The sequence below is a fragment of the Glaciimonas sp. GNP009 genome, from assembly GCF_054343755.1.
The window spans coordinates 4,761,071-4,776,723 of record NZ_JBTGUV010000004.1; the positions used below are offsets into that span (position 1 = coordinate 4,761,071).

15 protein-coding genes, 1 tRNA gene and 2 pseudogenes are annotated in these 15,653 nt (G+C 48.6%); 7 read left to right on the top strand and 11 right to left on the bottom strand.

The window, feature by feature from the left end; genetic code table 11:
- Positions 1–172 precede the first annotated feature (172 nt).
- Positions 173–1,192, bottom strand: coding sequence for a helix-turn-helix domain-containing protein (locus tag ACXX82_RS21905; RefSeq protein ID WP_458563705.1), 1,020 nt, complete (start codon positions 1,190–1,192; stop codon positions 173–175).
- Between the two features lie 579 nt (positions 1,193–1,771).
- Between ACXX82_RS21905 and ACXX82_RS21910 the strand changes: the two genes are divergently transcribed.
- The gene (locus ACXX82_RS21910) at positions 1,772–2,227 is read left to right on the top strand and encodes a 2,4'-dihydroxyacetophenone dioxygenase family protein (protein WP_322238362.1); all 456 of its coding nucleotides are present in this window, start codon (positions 1,772–1,774) and stop codon (positions 2,225–2,227) included.
- Between the two features lie 125 nt (positions 2,228–2,352).
- Positions 2,353–2,766 (top strand): nuclear transport factor 2 family protein, encoded by a 414-nt coding sequence (locus tag ACXX82_RS21915; RefSeq protein ID WP_322238364.1) that lies wholly within the window; start codon positions 2,353–2,355, stop codon positions 2,764–2,766.
- Positions 2,767–3,041: 275 nt separating this feature from the next.
- On the opposite strand, the gene ACXX82_RS21920 is transcribed toward ACXX82_RS21915, so the two are convergent.
- The 3 genes from ACXX82_RS21920 to ACXX82_RS21930 form a co-directional block, all read right to left on the bottom strand.
- Positions 3,042–3,560, bottom strand: a complete 519-nt coding sequence (locus tag ACXX82_RS21920) for a carboxymuconolactone decarboxylase family protein (RefSeq protein WP_323507654.1) — start codon at positions 3,558–3,560, stop codon at positions 3,042–3,044.
- 163 nt (positions 3,561–3,723) lie between these two features.
- Complete coding sequence (locus ACXX82_RS21925) at positions 3,724–4,512, bottom strand: AraC family transcriptional regulator (protein WP_322238368.1); 789 nt, start codon at positions 4,510–4,512, stop codon at positions 3,724–3,726.
- Positions 4,505–5,281: a cyclase family protein gene (locus tag ACXX82_RS21930; RefSeq protein WP_322238370.1), complete on the bottom strand. Its 777-nt coding sequence runs from the start codon at positions 5,279–5,281 to the stop codon at positions 4,505–4,507. The genes ACXX82_RS21925 and ACXX82_RS21930 overlap by 8 nt, the downstream gene beginning before the upstream one ends.
- Before the next feature lie 249 nt (positions 5,282–5,530).
- Here ACXX82_RS21930 and ACXX82_RS21935 point away from each other — a divergent pair.
- Positions 5,531–5,701, top strand: a pseudogene (locus tag ACXX82_RS21935) (Dyp-type peroxidase domain-containing protein); the annotation flags it as partial.
- Between the two features lie 34 nt (positions 5,702–5,735).
- Positions 5,736–6,362 (top strand): annotated as a pseudogene (locus ACXX82_RS21940) (Dyp-type peroxidase); the annotation flags it as partial.
- A 115-nt stretch (positions 6,363–6,477) separates the two neighbouring features.
- On the opposite strand, the gene ACXX82_RS21945 reads toward ACXX82_RS21940, so the two are convergent.
- The 7 genes from ACXX82_RS21945 to ACXX82_RS21975 all read right to left on the bottom strand — a co-directional run bounded on the left by ACXX82_RS21945 (position 6,478) and on the right by ACXX82_RS21975 (position 13,889).
- Positions 6,478–7,359: an AraC family transcriptional regulator gene (locus tag ACXX82_RS21945; RefSeq protein ID WP_322238372.1), complete on the bottom strand. Its 882-nt coding sequence runs from the start codon at positions 7,357–7,359 to the stop codon at positions 6,478–6,480.
- A gap of 75 nt (positions 7,360–7,434) precedes the next feature.
- Positions 7,435–8,226, bottom strand: a complete 792-nt coding sequence (locus ACXX82_RS21950) for an L-iditol 2-dehydrogenase (RefSeq protein ID WP_322238374.1) — start codon at positions 8,224–8,226, stop codon at positions 7,435–7,437.
- The gene (gene dalD, locus ACXX82_RS21955; RefSeq protein ID WP_322238375.1) at positions 8,226–9,635 is read right to left on the bottom strand and encodes a D-arabinitol 4-dehydrogenase; all 1,410 of its coding nucleotides are present in this window, start codon (positions 9,633–9,635) and stop codon (positions 8,226–8,228) included. The genes ACXX82_RS21950 and dalD overlap by 1 nt, the downstream gene beginning before the upstream one ends.
- On the bottom strand, positions 9,619–10,656 hold the full coding sequence (locus ACXX82_RS21960; protein WP_322238377.1) for an ABC transporter ATP-binding protein: 1,038 nt from the start codon (positions 10,654–10,656) through the stop codon (positions 9,619–9,621). The genes dalD and ACXX82_RS21960 overlap by 17 nt, the downstream gene beginning before the upstream one ends.
- A gap of 79 nt (positions 10,657–10,735) precedes the next feature.
- Positions 10,736–11,617, bottom strand: coding sequence for a carbohydrate ABC transporter permease (locus tag ACXX82_RS21965; protein ID WP_458564041.1), 882 nt, complete (start codon positions 11,615–11,617; stop codon positions 10,736–10,738).
- 3 nt (positions 11,618–11,620) lie between these two features.
- Positions 11,621–12,481: a carbohydrate ABC transporter permease gene (locus ACXX82_RS21970; RefSeq protein ID WP_323507737.1), complete on the bottom strand. Its 861-nt coding sequence runs from the start codon at positions 12,479–12,481 to the stop codon at positions 11,621–11,623.
- 88 nt (positions 12,482–12,569) lie between these two features.
- Complete coding sequence (locus ACXX82_RS21975) at positions 12,570–13,889, bottom strand: ABC transporter substrate-binding protein (RefSeq protein WP_458563706.1); 1,320 nt, start codon at positions 13,887–13,889, stop codon at positions 12,570–12,572.
- 627 nt (positions 13,890–14,516) lie between these two features.
- On the opposite strand from ACXX82_RS21975, the gene ACXX82_RS21980 reads away from it, so the two are divergent.
- The 3 genes from ACXX82_RS21980 to tnpB all read left to right on the top strand — a co-directional run bounded on the left by ACXX82_RS21980 (position 14,517) and on the right by tnpB (position 15,624).
- A tRNA-Pro gene (locus ACXX82_RS21980) sits at positions 14,517–14,593 on the top strand.
- Positions 14,594–14,887: 294 nt separating this feature from the next.
- Positions 14,888–15,280 carry an IS66-like element accessory protein TnpA gene (tnpA, locus tag ACXX82_RS21985; protein WP_416186780.1) on the top strand — a complete coding sequence of 131 codons (393 nt, stop codon included), beginning with the start codon at positions 14,888–14,890 and terminating at the stop codon, positions 15,278–15,280.
- Positions 15,277–15,624, top strand: a complete 348-nt coding sequence (gene tnpB, locus ACXX82_RS21990) for an IS66 family insertion sequence element accessory protein TnpB (protein WP_323507754.1) — start codon at positions 15,277–15,279, stop codon at positions 15,622–15,624. The genes tnpA and tnpB overlap by 4 nt, the downstream gene beginning before the upstream one ends.
- Positions 15,625–15,653 lie beyond the last annotated feature (29 nt).

Sequence of the window (15,653 nt, forward strand, 5' to 3'; positions counted from 1 at the left end):
GCAAGTACTTAAATTAATTCGGTCTACAGTAAAAAACTCCGCTAACCGCTAATGGGATGCCCGAGCCTTTAAATAGAGAAGAAACTCTGGTGAGTAGAGTTTTCAGCACAAAAGACGAGGATAAAAAAAATCAGCGCAACCGTATGTTCAAGCGGTTGTGGAGGAAAAATTATTAGGTAAATGAAGCAACGGTGTTGTGATCTTGATGCTTTGGTAGGGAATGAGTATCTTGATGATTTCTATAATGCTTCGGGCTACTTCCAAAGTGGAGTTTAAATGCTCGACTAAAATGCGAAGCGTCATTGAATCCCCATTGATACATGATTTCCGACACTTGGCGACCTTTAAGCACTGGGTTAAGGAGAGCCTCTCCGCAACGCTCCAGACGTTGCTCCTGAATCCAGGAAGAAGCACTTTTCCCCGTTTGCTCGAATACCATATGAAGGTAACGCACCGAAATACGATTTGCTTGAGCAATTCGCCCCAAGCTTAAATCTTCTTCTTGAAGGTGATCGAGAATGTAGTTTTGGATGCCTTTCAAGTAACGCTGAGAAAGACCATGCGGTGTCGTCTCTATTTTTTGCGAAAGGGTCGCAGATACTAATTCCAAAGTGACTCGCTTCAAACAGACCGAATCCATAGCATCGAGACTCTCAAATTGATTTGTCATTGACAATATGTGGGAGAAAAGAATGGCCCCGATTCCCGTTTTGCTATCTACCACACTGCCCCTTATGCTCATATCCCGGGGCAGACGCTCTTTCAAGTGAGCAAACGGAATCATCAAGGTAGCTTTATGTAAGTTCTCCGTTACGATGAATTCAGTTGCCTGGTTGCTGACCCATAGGACAAGATCGCCGGCTCCAAAAGAAAGTGCTTGATCATCTACTTTGAAGTGCTCCATTCCTCTGGTAGTGATTTGAATGCCAAGATATGGCTCATCGTCCCGTTTGATTTCTTGGGAGGTTCGACTTCCGCCGCATGGGCTGCAGATGCATTCGACGAGTTGGATCCCACCGATATCGCGTTGACGCATTTGAGCGGTAAAGTCTGCGGGAACACGTTTATTAACTTTCCAGTCCCGATAGCTTGACGAAAGGGCTATTTGCCAAGCATCAGTGCGGTCACCGATAGCGATGTCGTCAGTCGAGCACCAATGCCCACTTAGAAAATTATAGGAAGGGGATTTCATTTTGTCTCTCTCCAGCGTTTACATCCCTGTCGAGTCTTTGCCCGATCAATTTTTATAAGATGGGGATGTCTACGGTTCAAAAATCTAAAACGGAATTGTTCAGATTTCTTTATACATTGTGATCTCAATATATATTTTATGTTGTGTGGAAGTGCAAATTGAATTGACTTAAAGAGAAATACGAGCTTCCTTAATAGTAAAAATATCAACTTTAATTACATTTTTTTCAATCCTCGTCCTCGAAGAAGAGCAGCGACTGAAGTCGTTAAACGAAAAGTCGTCGTTAGCGCTAGAAAGTTAACACAAACGTATGCTTTATTGCAGCGTGTTGAATCGCAGCATTCAAGAATGCGAAATACTAATATGACGATAAGCGCAAACGCGAACAACTTACTTCTCCCAGAATCAAGTCGCTATGCATTCTGGTACAACGGCTTTTTACCGCGTCTTGCTATGATCACTTCATCACGAATCAATTGTTTATCAAGTTGGCGTTAAAACGAAGTGATACAAATTGAGATCAGTGGAAACGAGGTCATACGACTTTGTCTACATATAATACTGCAGAAGGAGACTGTAATGAATGCACTGACAAACGCAAGTAAAAAAGAAAAGGTAAGGGAAGAATACGTTCAGATGGATGAGGTTGAGTGGAAGCCCTTTCCTGCGGCTTTTTCAACTGGTGGAATCCGCTGGAAGCTACTGCACGTTTCTCCAGAAATGGGTGCCTGGACCGCAATTTTCGATTGCCCCGAAGACTCATCCTTCGCTCCACACTTTCACGTTGGGCCGGGCGAGTACTTCCTGACCAAGGGGCGGATGGATGTCCGTGGCGGCGTCGCGGCTGGCGGTGACACCGCAGTTGCTCCTGGCTATGGTTACGAATCAGCGAATGCGCGTCATGATAAAACTAACTTCCCAGTCGACAGTGAATTTTACATGACCTTTCTAGGTCCCTTAACTTTCATTACACCTGAAGGTGCGCCAATCGCAGTGATCGGTTGGGAAGAAGCCCAAGGCGCCTGGCTTTCATAAAGTCAACCTTAGCAGGGAATCCAAGGTAAAAAATGATCGGTGGATTTTTCTGATCAGACATGAGACTTCCAGTCCTCTTTTTATGCGGCAACCTGTAGTCAAAAAAGACTCCTTACAGAAAGAAGATGATGAATTCAAATATAACGTCGGACCAAGAAAAAGTGGCGGCAATTAAAGAGTCTTCGAAATCGAATTCCGCTATAGCAACGTCGGAGACGGGGACTATTCTCGGGAGTCATCTGGGCGCATTTGCAAAAGGAGTTGATGCAATCATGGTTGACTATACCGAACAATCTTTGGTGATCACCCCAGACAAAACTTATCGTGGATTAAAAGAAATTCATGCGTTTTTCGATGCGTTCCTCAAGGGAGCAGAGTCAGCATTTTGGGATGCATTTAAGATCCGTACACAAATTGTTGACGGTAACGTTGCGTATTTGGTTTGGGAGGCGAAGCCATTCGTTCCAATGGCCACCGATACACTGATAGTTCAAAATAAGAAAATTTTGACGCAAACTTTCACAGCTTTTGCGAATTGATAGCTTTAGTTAAGAAACAGTTATAAAAGGGCTCTGTCGCAACAACAAAAATTGATGAAATGGTATTGAGAAAAGGGTAATCCCTCTGAATTTGGAGGATTCACCCGCACCATTTCCGTAGTATCAATGACGACCGTGGCCCGCTTCTGGTGCTGATAATAACCAGCAAGGCTATAATCAGCAAGCGACAGCACCGCTTCACCGTAAAAGCCTCCTTCGCTATGCTATTAATGAGCTTGTATCTCAGGTCAGTTCGCTAGTAAAGCGACGTTACCTTACATGCTCTTCCACGAGGTTGCTGCCTCGTCAAGTGGTACTTCAAGAGTTTCAAGGAATCGTGCTGTCATCATGTAATGACCAATCAGAAGCGTCAGCTCGGCAATCTGCGTGTCGTTGAAGAATGCCCTCGCTTCAGCGAACGTCGGCGATGAAACTTTTACATTTTTTACACATTCATCAACGAAGCGAAGAATAGACCGCGACCGCGCATCGGGACCGTGACCCTCTTCGATCGCAGCGATGGCGTTATCGTCCCAACCGGCCTGTTGGGCAAGCGGGAGATGCTGCATGCGTTCGTATTGGCTACGACTTAGTGCGCCTACCCGCAGGATGATCATCTCCCGGTCCTTGTCGTTGATTAAGCCGCGCGGAAAAGATGCGCCGAGAGACAGGTATCCAGCGGTGGCCCCGGTCGTGCGTAGCAAAGCAAGTGTTAGATTCGCAGGGAAACGGTCGAATTGTAGCTTTTGCTCATCCGACAATTTGTCAATTGATGTAAGTGTGATCCTAGGCATTCTATTTCCTATATTGGTAAATAAAGCTTGTTACTACACCAGCGCCTCAATGCTAGGCGGTGACACGCATTGTGCGAAACGCCTTTACACGGTTGCTTGGTGGACGCCGCCACGGCGAGAAGCCGTGGCAGCATAAATTGGGTAGCGCAACGCGCTCTACTTATCAGCGCAGTTTTCCCTTTCCCCCTGGGGTGGTCCCGGTGCGGCGGCGATACATCTCGATAAAAGCTGAAGTGTTCTGATAGCCAAGCGTATATGCGATCTCTTTGACCTGATTACCTGCTTCTAGCATGTTGATCGCTTTCACGAGGCGCAGCCGCTGACGCCACTCGTTATATGACATGAACAAGTGTGCATGCCACCTTCGCGACAAAGTGCGCTCCGTCGAGCTGCTCTCGTCCGCCCATTGCGCAAGGGAACGCCGATCGCCAGGATTTAATTCGAGCGTTGCTATGATCGGACTTAATAATGGATCATCGGTCGCAGGTAAATAGCTTGCGTATCGCTGGGCGGCGATCAACTGGTCTATTATCACTTGGACCATACGCAGGTCAGTCTCGGCTCGCGGATGCCCAATACCTCGCGACGTGAGGTCAGTCACCAGGGCTTTGGTCACGTCGCTCAGCGCTAATGTGCAAGGCTCGGTGGGCATGTCCACGCAACGGTCGCTTTCAATGTGGACAACTACATACTCGATGTCGAGATTGGCACGTGATGCATGAGTGACTTCAGGAGGAATCCAGATCGCGTAAGCAGGAGGTGACAAGTAGCGCTCGCCCGCAACGTCAAATTCCGCAACTCCCTTCACCGCATAGAGCAGCCGCCCCCATGAGCGACGCTGCTGGGGAAAAACTGTGCCGGCCTTGAATCGGGCGCGGCGCAGCCATACGGGAGCGGGCGGCTCGCCAAACAGATTGATGATCGGCGCCCCAGTGAGCATATCGTCATTCACTGATAATCGCGACAGGTCGCGCCCAACCAGCTGAGGCTTTTGCTACCTTGATCGGCAAAGAAATAACTTCAAAGCCATGCGGAGGCAGTTGTTCAAGATTCGCGAGCTTTTCGATCTGGCAATAAGGCACGGTGCTACCGGCAAAATGTCCTTCCCAAATGATCGAGGCGTCTTGCGTTTCCTCGAAGCGTTTCTGCGTAAAGCTAAACGGCGCATCCCAGCTCCAAGCATCGGTTCCAACAACCCGGACACCTTGGCGCGTAAGGTGTAAGGTGGCGTCCCGGCCCATTCCGCAGCCTCGGTGAATGAAATCCTGTTGTCCGTATCGAATACCCGCCGCTGTATTAACAAGGACGATATCGCCAGCTTCTAACTTGTGGCCTATGCGCGTTAATTCTGCGTCGATTTCCGCAGGCGTGACCACATGACCATCTGGTAGATGCCTAAAGTCAAGCTTTACGCCAGGCCCAAAACACCATTCGAGAGGTACCTCGTCAATACTCATTGCCGGGGTACCGTCGTCTTGGAGTGATCGGTAATGGATCGGCGCGTCCATGTGAGTTCCTGCATGAGTGCTCATCTGAACGAACTCGACCGCCCATCCTTCGCGGCCAGGTAGATCAGCTGGATCAAGCCCAGGGAAATAATCAGCCAACTGCCGGGCACCTTCCTTATTGTCCGTGTATTTGATGCGCGGCAAAAATTCTTCCGGATCCGATGGAATGCCCTCTTGCAGGACGACGGATAAATCGATGATTCTTCTGCTCATAATTGGGCCTTTAAAAGTAGTTGGGAGAGGCGGCGCGGGCGCCGTGTTAACTCAGTGATTAGATCTTAGCACTTGTCTTATAGGAGTTAAATATCGATTATCAGACAATCAATATCGATATTCTGACTAGCGCATTCATCACCGACCCGTTGGGCGAGCAATTCGCTCTTATTTGACTTTTCTATGCTCGCTTCAGTCTCTTAACCGAGTATTCAAGTCTTATTTCTTTGACTTTATGGCCTAGCCAAACAACGACCGGCCGCTCTGGGCGTTTTGCCACGTTTTATGAGGGATCAATTGATTGCTGAGCGCACTGGCGGTGATATTTCGATACAGGCGTGTTCAGACGATCCACAGGTGGCAGAACATGCTATTCGTCGCTTGGTTGGATTGGCTTGTGGTATGGTAAAAATTCGTTGAGCCCAAACGGTTTTCGTCAGGGGTTCAATCTGGTGAAACGCCACGCGATCAAATGGACTTTAAAGACGGAACCATGAAAATCCGGCCTAATAATGGCGCGGCTATGAAGCAATTCGTGTGGGTCGGTGACGAAGGTCCAAGTTGGATGCGGGACGAAACGTATATGGTCATTCGTTCGACCCGTATCGCGCTGGAGCATTGGGATCGGATGGAGTTAGGATGTCAGGAGGAAACGGGCGGACGTCATAAATACTCGGGTGCACCGATTGGTAAACAACACGAATTCGATCCAATGGATTTCGATGTCAACGACAATGATGGTAATCCGGTCAGTGCAGAAAGTGCACATGCACGTCTGGCCGCTCCCGCAAATAACGGCGGTGCAGAGATTCTTCGAAGGGCTTACGCTCACGACAATGGTGTAGCCAGTATCGCCGAGCCCTGGCCGCCTTGGCGTCAAGCGATGACTTTTGATGCGGGCCTATTATTCCAGTGCTATCAAAGAGATCCAAGGACGGGCTTCACAAAGATATTTGAAAAAAAGGCTAAACTCGATATGCTGAATCAATTTACGACACATATCGGAGGTGGTTTATTTGCTTGTCCTCCTAGTGCTGAGCAAGGTGAATATATTGAACAGCGGCTGTTTGAGCAGGTTTAAAAATCCTTGAGTGACACTGCCAGGTTGTTGCGAATGTTTTATCTCTCTGTACTTACTTGGCGGCTTCAGTGGATGGTGGTCTGCGCACCGCCGAACGCAGCCTTCCGCGGCGCCGTTAGGTACCGAATCGGCCTTCAGATTGCGCCCTAAATTCCTTGGGCGTGATGCCTTTCATCTCCAGGAATCGACGATTAAAGTTTGCAACATTATTGAACCCGACTTCGTAGCAAATATTGGTCACATATTGTTCCGAATTCATCAGTAACTGACAGGCTTTATTAATGCGAATTTGATTAACAAAGTCAGTGAAACTGTTTCCTGTAGCCTTCCGAAAAAATCGCGAAAACTTGGCGGGGGACATATTTAATCTGGTCGCCAAAAAATCGGCTGAAATCGGCGTCCGATAGTTTTCCGTAATGTAATTAAATACGGTATTGATTTGTGCCATCGAAGCATCGTCATCGAATGACTGCATCTGAGCACTGGACAATAGACGGTAGGAGTTGCTTCTGGCTAAAATGCCAAGCAAATTTAGAAATTCTGCAAACCGATTGACATTCTTCGCTTCTCGTATTCGGTAAAATACCGGTTCTACCTGCTCGCTCATGTTAAGGAATTCAATGCCGTACTTGGCACGTTCCAGCAAGGGCATTATTTCCCGTAATTCAGGGATGTACTTAGCTGCCAGTTCCAGCGGTGTATGACCGAATTGGATCGCCATGTCACGAGAGGGAATGCCCTCTGCGGGAATGTTGGAAGAAATCCAGTTGTGGGGTAACCTTGGGCCGGTTAGTACCAGATTACCCGGCGCGAAGTCTCCAATATAGTCACCGACAAATAGCTTCCCACTACTTTTAATAATGAAATGAAGTTCGTATACATCGTGGTAGTGCCAGCGAATAAGCGGGTCAGGAACGCCATGCTCCAAAAAACGTAAAAACTCACTGAATTCGTGATATTCGAGTTCCGGGTTACGGGAGGGGAGTTTGGTGTTCAATGCTGTCTCCTTTAGAGCTATTTCAGTTCTGTTTTGCTTTGCATGCATACTCTTGTATGCATGCTTTTACGATGTTTAACTCATGACATTACCACCATCTACGTTCAGCGTCTGGGCGGTAATATAGGCCGATTCTGCGCTAGCAAGGAAAATGGCGGCACCCGCAACTTCTCCCGGATGTCCCATACGACCAAGAGGAACTGCCTGTCCTACGGCTATTTTCTTTTCTCCCAACTTGAGGCCTTCATATCGGGCGAATAAAGCATCAACATGACCCCACATTGGCGTGTCTACAACACCCGGTGATATAGCATTCACGCGGATGCCGAAAGGGGCCATCGCCAGTGCGGCAGATTGGGTATAGCTGATGACCGCCGCTTTCGTCGCGCAATAATGTGATACCAACGCCTCGCCGCGGCGTCCCGCCTGCGATGCCATATTGATAACCGTTCCCTGCGTGCCAAAGCTGACCATTTGCGCTAGAATCTTTTGCATGGAGAAGAACATGCCTTTGACATTAACATCAAACAAACGCTGATACATCGCCTCATCCGAGTCAAGCAACGGCGCCATATCAAACACACCGGCATTATTGAAAAATGTATCCACTGGTCCGAACGTCTGACTGGCACGGTCAATCATTAATGCGACAGAAGTGGACTGCGTGACGTCGGTGGATACATAGATCAACCGATCTGAATGCGATGCCATCAATAACGCTAACTCAGCGGATGGTTCGGCAGGTAAATCTGCCACAGTGCAAAGCGCTCCTTCCTGCAAATAAGCAGCCGCTACTGCAAGTCCAATGCCACCATTTGCGCCAGTGAGTATGGCGTGTTTTTTGTGAAGACGATCAAGGCTTGTCATTATAGATTTCCTTTTATTGAAAGATACGCACGGCGAACGGTTGCTTCAAGCGTCGGGTCTCCTGCGATCGGCCCCCAGAGAAGGGCGTTGCTACAAAATGCCTGCACACAATCCGTTGCATTAAGAATGTTGGTAACAATCGCTTCACCCATGGCCTGATCTTTATAAGGAAACGCAACTCTCCCTTCAGCCCTCTGTTGGAGAAAAATCAAAAAAAGTGCCGGCAGCGTGGCAGTACTGTCAAACGGTTGGTTTTGCGCCAGGCGTTCAGCGATGGTTGGCGCAATAAAACCCGGTATTTTGGCAAAACCATCTGCGGCAACCCGTTCGATCGTATCGTTGATATGAGGATTGCTAAAGCGGTCTAACACTGTATCTCGATACAGGGCCAGATCAATGATACTGGGTGACAAACAAGGAATGACGTCGTTGGTGACATAATCAAAGGCCATCTGCGCGATGGTTTTGTCAGCTAATGCGGCATGAATAGTATCGAATCCTTTCAGCGCACCTGCCCACGCGATACAACTATGGCTAGCGTTCAGAATACGAATTTTTGCTTCTTCATACGGCAAGACTGAAGACACCATTTCTACGCCGACTTTTTCCCATGGCGGCCGACCATTACAGAAATGATCTTCAACGACCCATTGACAGAAATCTTCAGCCATCACAGCACATTGGTCAGGGAAGCCTGTTGCCGCTTTTACGCGACCCTTTGTTTCAACCGGTGGCTTTGGCGTAATGCGATCAACCATGCCATTCGGGCATGTCGTATTGTCTTGAGCCCAATTGCGTAATTCAGATTCGCCGCGACGTTCCAGAAAATCAAACAGGCCGGTTCTGAAATGGTCACCATTGCTGCGAATATTATCGCAACAAAGTAAAGTAATCGGCCCCGCATCTTCCTCTCGCCGGGCGCGCAATATGCTGCATATCGCACCATAAATTGTCAGTTGCGTGCCTTGCTCAAGATCCGAACGTAAATCTGCATAGGATAGATCTAACTGTTGGTGTTGATTCAGGTAATAACCAGCTTCAGTCACGGTGAAGGAAATAATTCTGGTGTCTGGATGGCGGCCCATTGTGACCACGGCATGCAAATCAGGCGTCCATGGCAAAATATCACTGATAGAACGTATGCGCTCGTAGGAAAATATGCCCGCAGGAGTGACTGTTTCCAGCGTGTATTCGCCACCTTGTGAATGTAGATCGCTCAGCAACTGGACCATATCGGGCCGAATATTGCCTGCCGCAAGCGTCCATTTTGTTTCGCCGCTATCGATTAGGCGGTTCAGATACCACGCTTGATGCGCGCGATGGAATGCGCCGACACCAAGATGCAAAATGCGCTTGATAGATGCAGGATTTGTATGTGACATAAGAGAGTGGTTAGCGAGCGGTTGCATGTACTTTTCCTGCGCGATCAAAGATGTGCATATGTTGTTGATCCAAGAGCAGGCTGACATGATCGCCTGCGCTAAGGGATGAGCGCTCATTGCGCCTTGCGACAATCTGCAAGCCGTTTTCCATCGTCGAATAGATCAGCGTTTCAGCACCGAGTGCTTCGACGACGTCCACCGTGGCCGAATAGCCTTCGCCCGATACGGTACTCAGTTCAACATACTCGGGGCGGATGCCGACGAATCCGCCTTCTGGCAACGATTGACCAACTTTCGGCGGGTGTGGAAGACCCGAAAGCGGCAACACGTTCATGCTCGGCGTACCAATGAACTGTGCAACGAATTGATTGGCGGGACGGTCGTACAACTCCAATGGTGAGCCAACCTGTTCAATCAACCCGTCGCGTAAAACGACTACGCGGTCAGCTAGCGTCATGGCTTCGACCTGATCATGGGTAACGTAAATCGTGGTGGCGCCCAACTCTCTATGAAGGCGGGCAATTTCGATACGGGTTTGTCCACGTAAAGCAGCGTCGAGATTTGATAACGGTTCGTCGAATAAAAATACCTTTGGCGCACGTACGATTGCACGGCCGATAGCGACCCTTTGCCGTTGTCCGCCGGATAGTGCCTTCGGTGTGCGTTCCAGATACTCGGTCAGGTTGAGGATGCTGGCGGCCTTGTTGACCTTCTCACGGATGATCGCTTTGTCGACGCCAGCCAGTTTCAATGCAAACGACATGTTCTCGAAAACGGTCATATGCGGATACAAAGCATAGGATTGGAACACCATCGCCAAATCGCGTTTGGAAGAGGGTAAATGGGTGATGTCCTTTCCATCAAGTGTCAGGTTGCCGCCATTCACCGGCTCCAGACCCGCAATCAATCGGAGTAAGGTCGATTTTCCGCAGCCGGATGGGCCAACAAAAACGACAAATTCACCTTTTTGAATCTCTAGATTGATTCCTTTGATGGCGTGATGTGCATCAAAATATTTATCGAGATTGTTTAATGTCAGGAAAGCCATGATGGTGTGTCCTTAGAATTTTTTAATAGATTTGCTTTGAATCCATCTGCAACCAACACAATGTGTTGATTACGCCAGCTTATTTAACCGCGCCAAAGGTCAGGCCTTGCACCAATTGCTTCTGGCAGAACCAGCCAAATACGATGATTGGCGCGATGGCCATCAACGACGCAGCGGAAAGCTTTGACCAGAATAATCCCTCCGGACTGGAATAGGAGGCAATCAGCGAAGCGAGCGTTCCGGCATTGGCAGCGCCAAGATTAAGCGACCAGAACGATTCGTTCCATGACAATACAAGGCACAATAAAGCTGTCGAGGCCAGGCCGCCGAGAGCCAGCGGCAAGACGACATAGCGAAACTCCTTGAATATGCTGGCGCCATCCATGCGTGCCGCTTCTAAAATTTCACGTGGGATTTCTTTGAAATAGGAATACAACATCCAGACCATGATCGGCAGATTTGATAGTGTAAAAATAATGGTTAATCCCCAACGGGTATCGAGTAATCCAAATTTTTGGTACAGAACATAGATCGGCACCAATACACCGACCGCTGGCAACATCTTGGTGGAAAGCATCCAGACCAAAATATCTTTGGAGCGCTTGGTCGGTGAGAACGCCATCGAATAGGCAGCTGGTGCGGCAATTAGCAGACCAAGAAGCGTTGATCCCACGCTGGTGATGATCGAATTCATTGCGTATAGCAAGTAGTTGCTACGCGCCTGAACTTCAATAAAATTTGCTAACGTTGGTGAGAAGAAGAGCTCGGCTGGAACCGCAATCGCTTGCAGTTCCGTTTTGAACGCCGTTAATCCTAACCAAAAAATCGGAAAAAAAAGCAGCAGGGCGAGTAACCATGCCATGGCAGTACGGCCGACAAGGGCCACTTTATATGCGCTGGTATACGTTACTGCTGGTGCTGCAATAAGGGGTTTCGCTTTGGTCATTGTTTGCATGGCCAGCTCCTATTTATCTAAGTTCTTGCCGATCAGGCGAATGAAGAAAATGGCTGCGATATTTGCTAGCAATACGGCAAACAAGCCACCAGCAGAAGCCACACCGACATCAAAACTAGCGAGTGCCTGTCTGAATATCAAGAAAGCGACGTTGGTCGTCTCGAAGCCTGGACCGCCGCCGGTGGTCGTAAATATTTCTGCAAAAATGGACAGCAAGAAAATCATCTCAATCATGATCACGACCGCAATTGAACGTCCCAAATGGGGAATGTAAAGGTAACGTAATTGTTGTAAATAATTAGCGCCGTCCATCCGCGCCGCCTCTAACTGTTCTCGATCCATCGATTGCAAAGCTGTGATGAAGATCAGGCAAGCAAAAGGCAGCCATTGCCAGGCAATCATGAGAATGATGGAAAAAAGGGGATATTCCGATAGCCAGTCAATTGGACCAAAGCCGAAAAAATGGCTGATCTGTGCAAACAATCCATAAATCGGATTCATCATCATGTTCTTCCACATCAGCGCATTGACTGCCGGCATGACGAAGAACGGCGAAATAAGTAACACGCGAACAAATGCTCTGCCCGGAAAGGGCTCATTGATCAGCAACGCTAACGCGATGCCAATCACGACCGTGATGCCCATCACCGAGAATAGAAGAGTCAGGGTGTTTTTTACCGCCGGAATAAATGCATCGTCGGTAAAAAAGTAATGGTAATTGTCGAGTCCGGCAAACGGGTGTACACCCGGCTCGAGCAAGTTATAACGCAATAGTGAGAAATAGATCGTCATCGCGAGAGGGACGATCATCCAGACGAACAGAGTCGTCATCGCAGGCGTGAGCAGAAGCCGCGCTGTGAGTCGTTTCATGGTGTACTCGCACGTAAAGTCGGAGGCGGCCCGCAATCCATGGCCAGCCGCCTGCGGTCAATCGGAATAATCCTTCAGTGTTGGAGGATTATTTGTAATAGCCGCTCTTACGCATTTCGCGATCGGCTGCTTGTTGCGAAATTTCCAGCGCTTTGTCGACCGATTCTTTGCCCAGCAAGGCTGCGCTCAGTTGTTGCCCGGCCATGGCACCAATCGACTGGAACTCAGGGATAGCCGCAAACTGCACGCCGACATAAGGCGACTGTGGCAAGGTGCTGTGGTTTGGATCGGCTGAGTAGATCGCTTTCTGTTCCGCTGCTGCAAATTTAGCGACTTTTTGGAATTCAGGATTGGCGTAAGTGGATTTGCGGGTGCCAGTCGGAACGTTACTCCAACCGGTTTCTTTGGCCACCAAAGCAATATATTCCTTCGACGTTGCCCATCGGATAAATTTCTGCGCAGCATCGACGTGTTTGGAGCTCTTTGGTATAGCCAAAGACCATGCCCACAGCCAGTTTGCACCTTTGTCAGTCACTGCGACCGGGGATTGAGCAAAGGCCACTTTGTCAGCGACCTTGCTTTGTTTTGGATCGGTAATGAATGAGGCCGCAATCGTGGCGTCGATCCAGATTCCGCATTTACCTTGATTGAATAGGGCTAAAATTTCGTTAAAGCTGTTGGAAGATGAGCCTGGAGGTCCATAGTTTTTTAGCAGATCAACGTATAGGGTAACGGCTTTTTTCCACGGTTCGCTGGTGAATTGCGGCTTCCACTTCATGTCAAACAATTGTCCGCCAAACGAGTTCGCCATGGTCGTCATAAAGGCCATGTTATCGCCCCAGCCAGGTTTGCCACGTAAACAAATACCGTACACGCCATTGGCAGGATCATTGATTTTAGCGGCTACCTCACGAATGTGATCCCACGTCGGACGGTCTTCAATGGTCATTCCTGCCTTTTTGACCAGATCGGAACGATACATAATCATGGAACTTTCACCATAGAATGGCGCGGCATATAGCTTGCCGCCGACTGATAAACCTGTGCGGATTGAGGGTAAAAGATCGTCGACGTCGTAGCCAGCGTCTGGTTTCAACTCAACGAGCCAGTCTTTTTTACCCCAAATCGGTGCCTCATACATCCCGATCGTCATCACATCGAACTGGCCGCTGCCTGTGGCGATATCGGTCGTGACACGTTGGCGCAAAACGGCCTCTTCTAACGTGACCCACTTTAATTTGATATCAGGATTGGCTTGCTCGAAGAATTTCCCTAGTTTGGCCATCTCGATCATATGACCATTATTGACCGTAGCAACCACCAGATCGACGGCAGACGCATTAATAGTGGCTGTTGCAGTTGCTGCGAATAGGCTGACGAACAACGCGCTTCTAGCGATGAATTTCATACTTGTCTCCGTTTTGATTTATTTTTGGGTACTGGGATGATATTAGCACTCAGTTCTGATACGCCTTGATACTATAAGGTCAAAGCCCGATACTTTTTTGCGAGTATTAATATCGGAAGAACATAATTAGCAGCATTAGTTGTGATGCTTTTAACAGCTTTGGCTGAATCGGATGCGCTTTTGAATAACAGCCGAAGTCGCTGTGTCTATGAGGCTCTGAGGACGGAGGAAGTAATTTTTATTATTGACTGTCGATTGTTATCAATCGTATCGTTTGGTCGGGTTTTCGGGTCTGGTGACGAGCACTAGCCCTCAACCAAGTAGATGCAAACGATGCATTGATTAAATCACGTAGCGTCGTCATTTTAAAGATGCGTGAAAAAGAGCGACCGTTTTGTTGTCACTTACAATTAATGTTGAAAATTGTTTTAAATAATCTCTCGTAACACCGGTTTGTGGAGACATTATTTGCAGAATAAAGTATCGATTAAAGCCGGGCTTCTTTTCATGATTTTGTCGAACTGCGCATTGAGATTTGGTATCCAAATTTGATGCCAAAAATAAATATCACATAATTGTAAAATTGTTTTGCGCTGCGACATAGTTTGCGTGTACTATGCGTGTCTTCGGAGTGTAGCGCAGCCCGGTAGCGCACCTGGTTTGGGACCAGGGGGTCCAAGGTTCGAATCCTTGTACTCCGACCATATTGAATAAAAAAGGCCTGTCTTTGACAGGCCTTTTTTATTTTTTGGACAGTACGTAAAAATCAGAGATTGACCGTTGCTGAGCGTTTGAAGCGCCTTAATCTCGTCCGCGTTTCCTTCAAAGTCACCCACTCGTTTCATTCAAATTGCCAGCCATCATACGATTAGATTAGCTGTCCTCAAATTACGCCTATGTAAGTAAGCGTTCCCTCAGTACCCTCTACCAATAAACACCAAATTTCTGCATGATTTGAATGGGAAGGCACAAATTAATTGTGCCCACAAATTCACATTATGGACACAAATATTGGGACGGTTTCGCGAGCAAAGCGCGGCGCTTATCGCCAGCATTCAACGGAATTTAAACGCAGGGTCGCCGAAGAATCTCTGGTGCCAGGAACTTCGGTATCGCGGGTGGCGCGTGCGCATGACCTCAATGCCAATCAGGTTTTTGCATGGCGCAAGCTATTTCATGTGGGAGCCTTTGAAACTGCCTCGGGCCCGCAGAGTACATTATTGCCGGTTGTGCTCAGCGATCCCCTGCCGGTAGATACACAACCGGTCTTTACCAGTACCGCTGTTTCCCCCGGGGTCATTATTCTGGAAGTAGGCAAAGCCCGGCTTCGACTCGAAGGCGTCGTCGACTCTGCCATGCTTGCCCTTGTTCTGGAACGGTTGCTCGCATGATTGGTCTGCCGGCAGGCACACGTATCTGGATGGCAGCGGGTGTGACCGATATGCGCTGTGGTTTTAATGGCCTGGCAGCCAAGGTGCAGACGGCATTGGCCGAAGATCCGTTCAGCGGTCATGTCTTCGTCTTTCGGGGACGGCGTGGAGATATCCTTAAAATTCTGTGGTGGACCGGCGATGGCCTGTGCCTGCTGGCCAAGCGCCTCGAACGCGGCCGTTTCATCTGGCCGCAGGCAACGGAAGGATCGGTGTCGCTCTCGCAAGCGCAGTTGTCGATGCTATTGGAAGGGATCGACTGGCGGCGTCCGGAACGCACGAATCGGCCCTCATCAGGCTTGTAAACATCGCCACACATGCGTAAACTGGCACC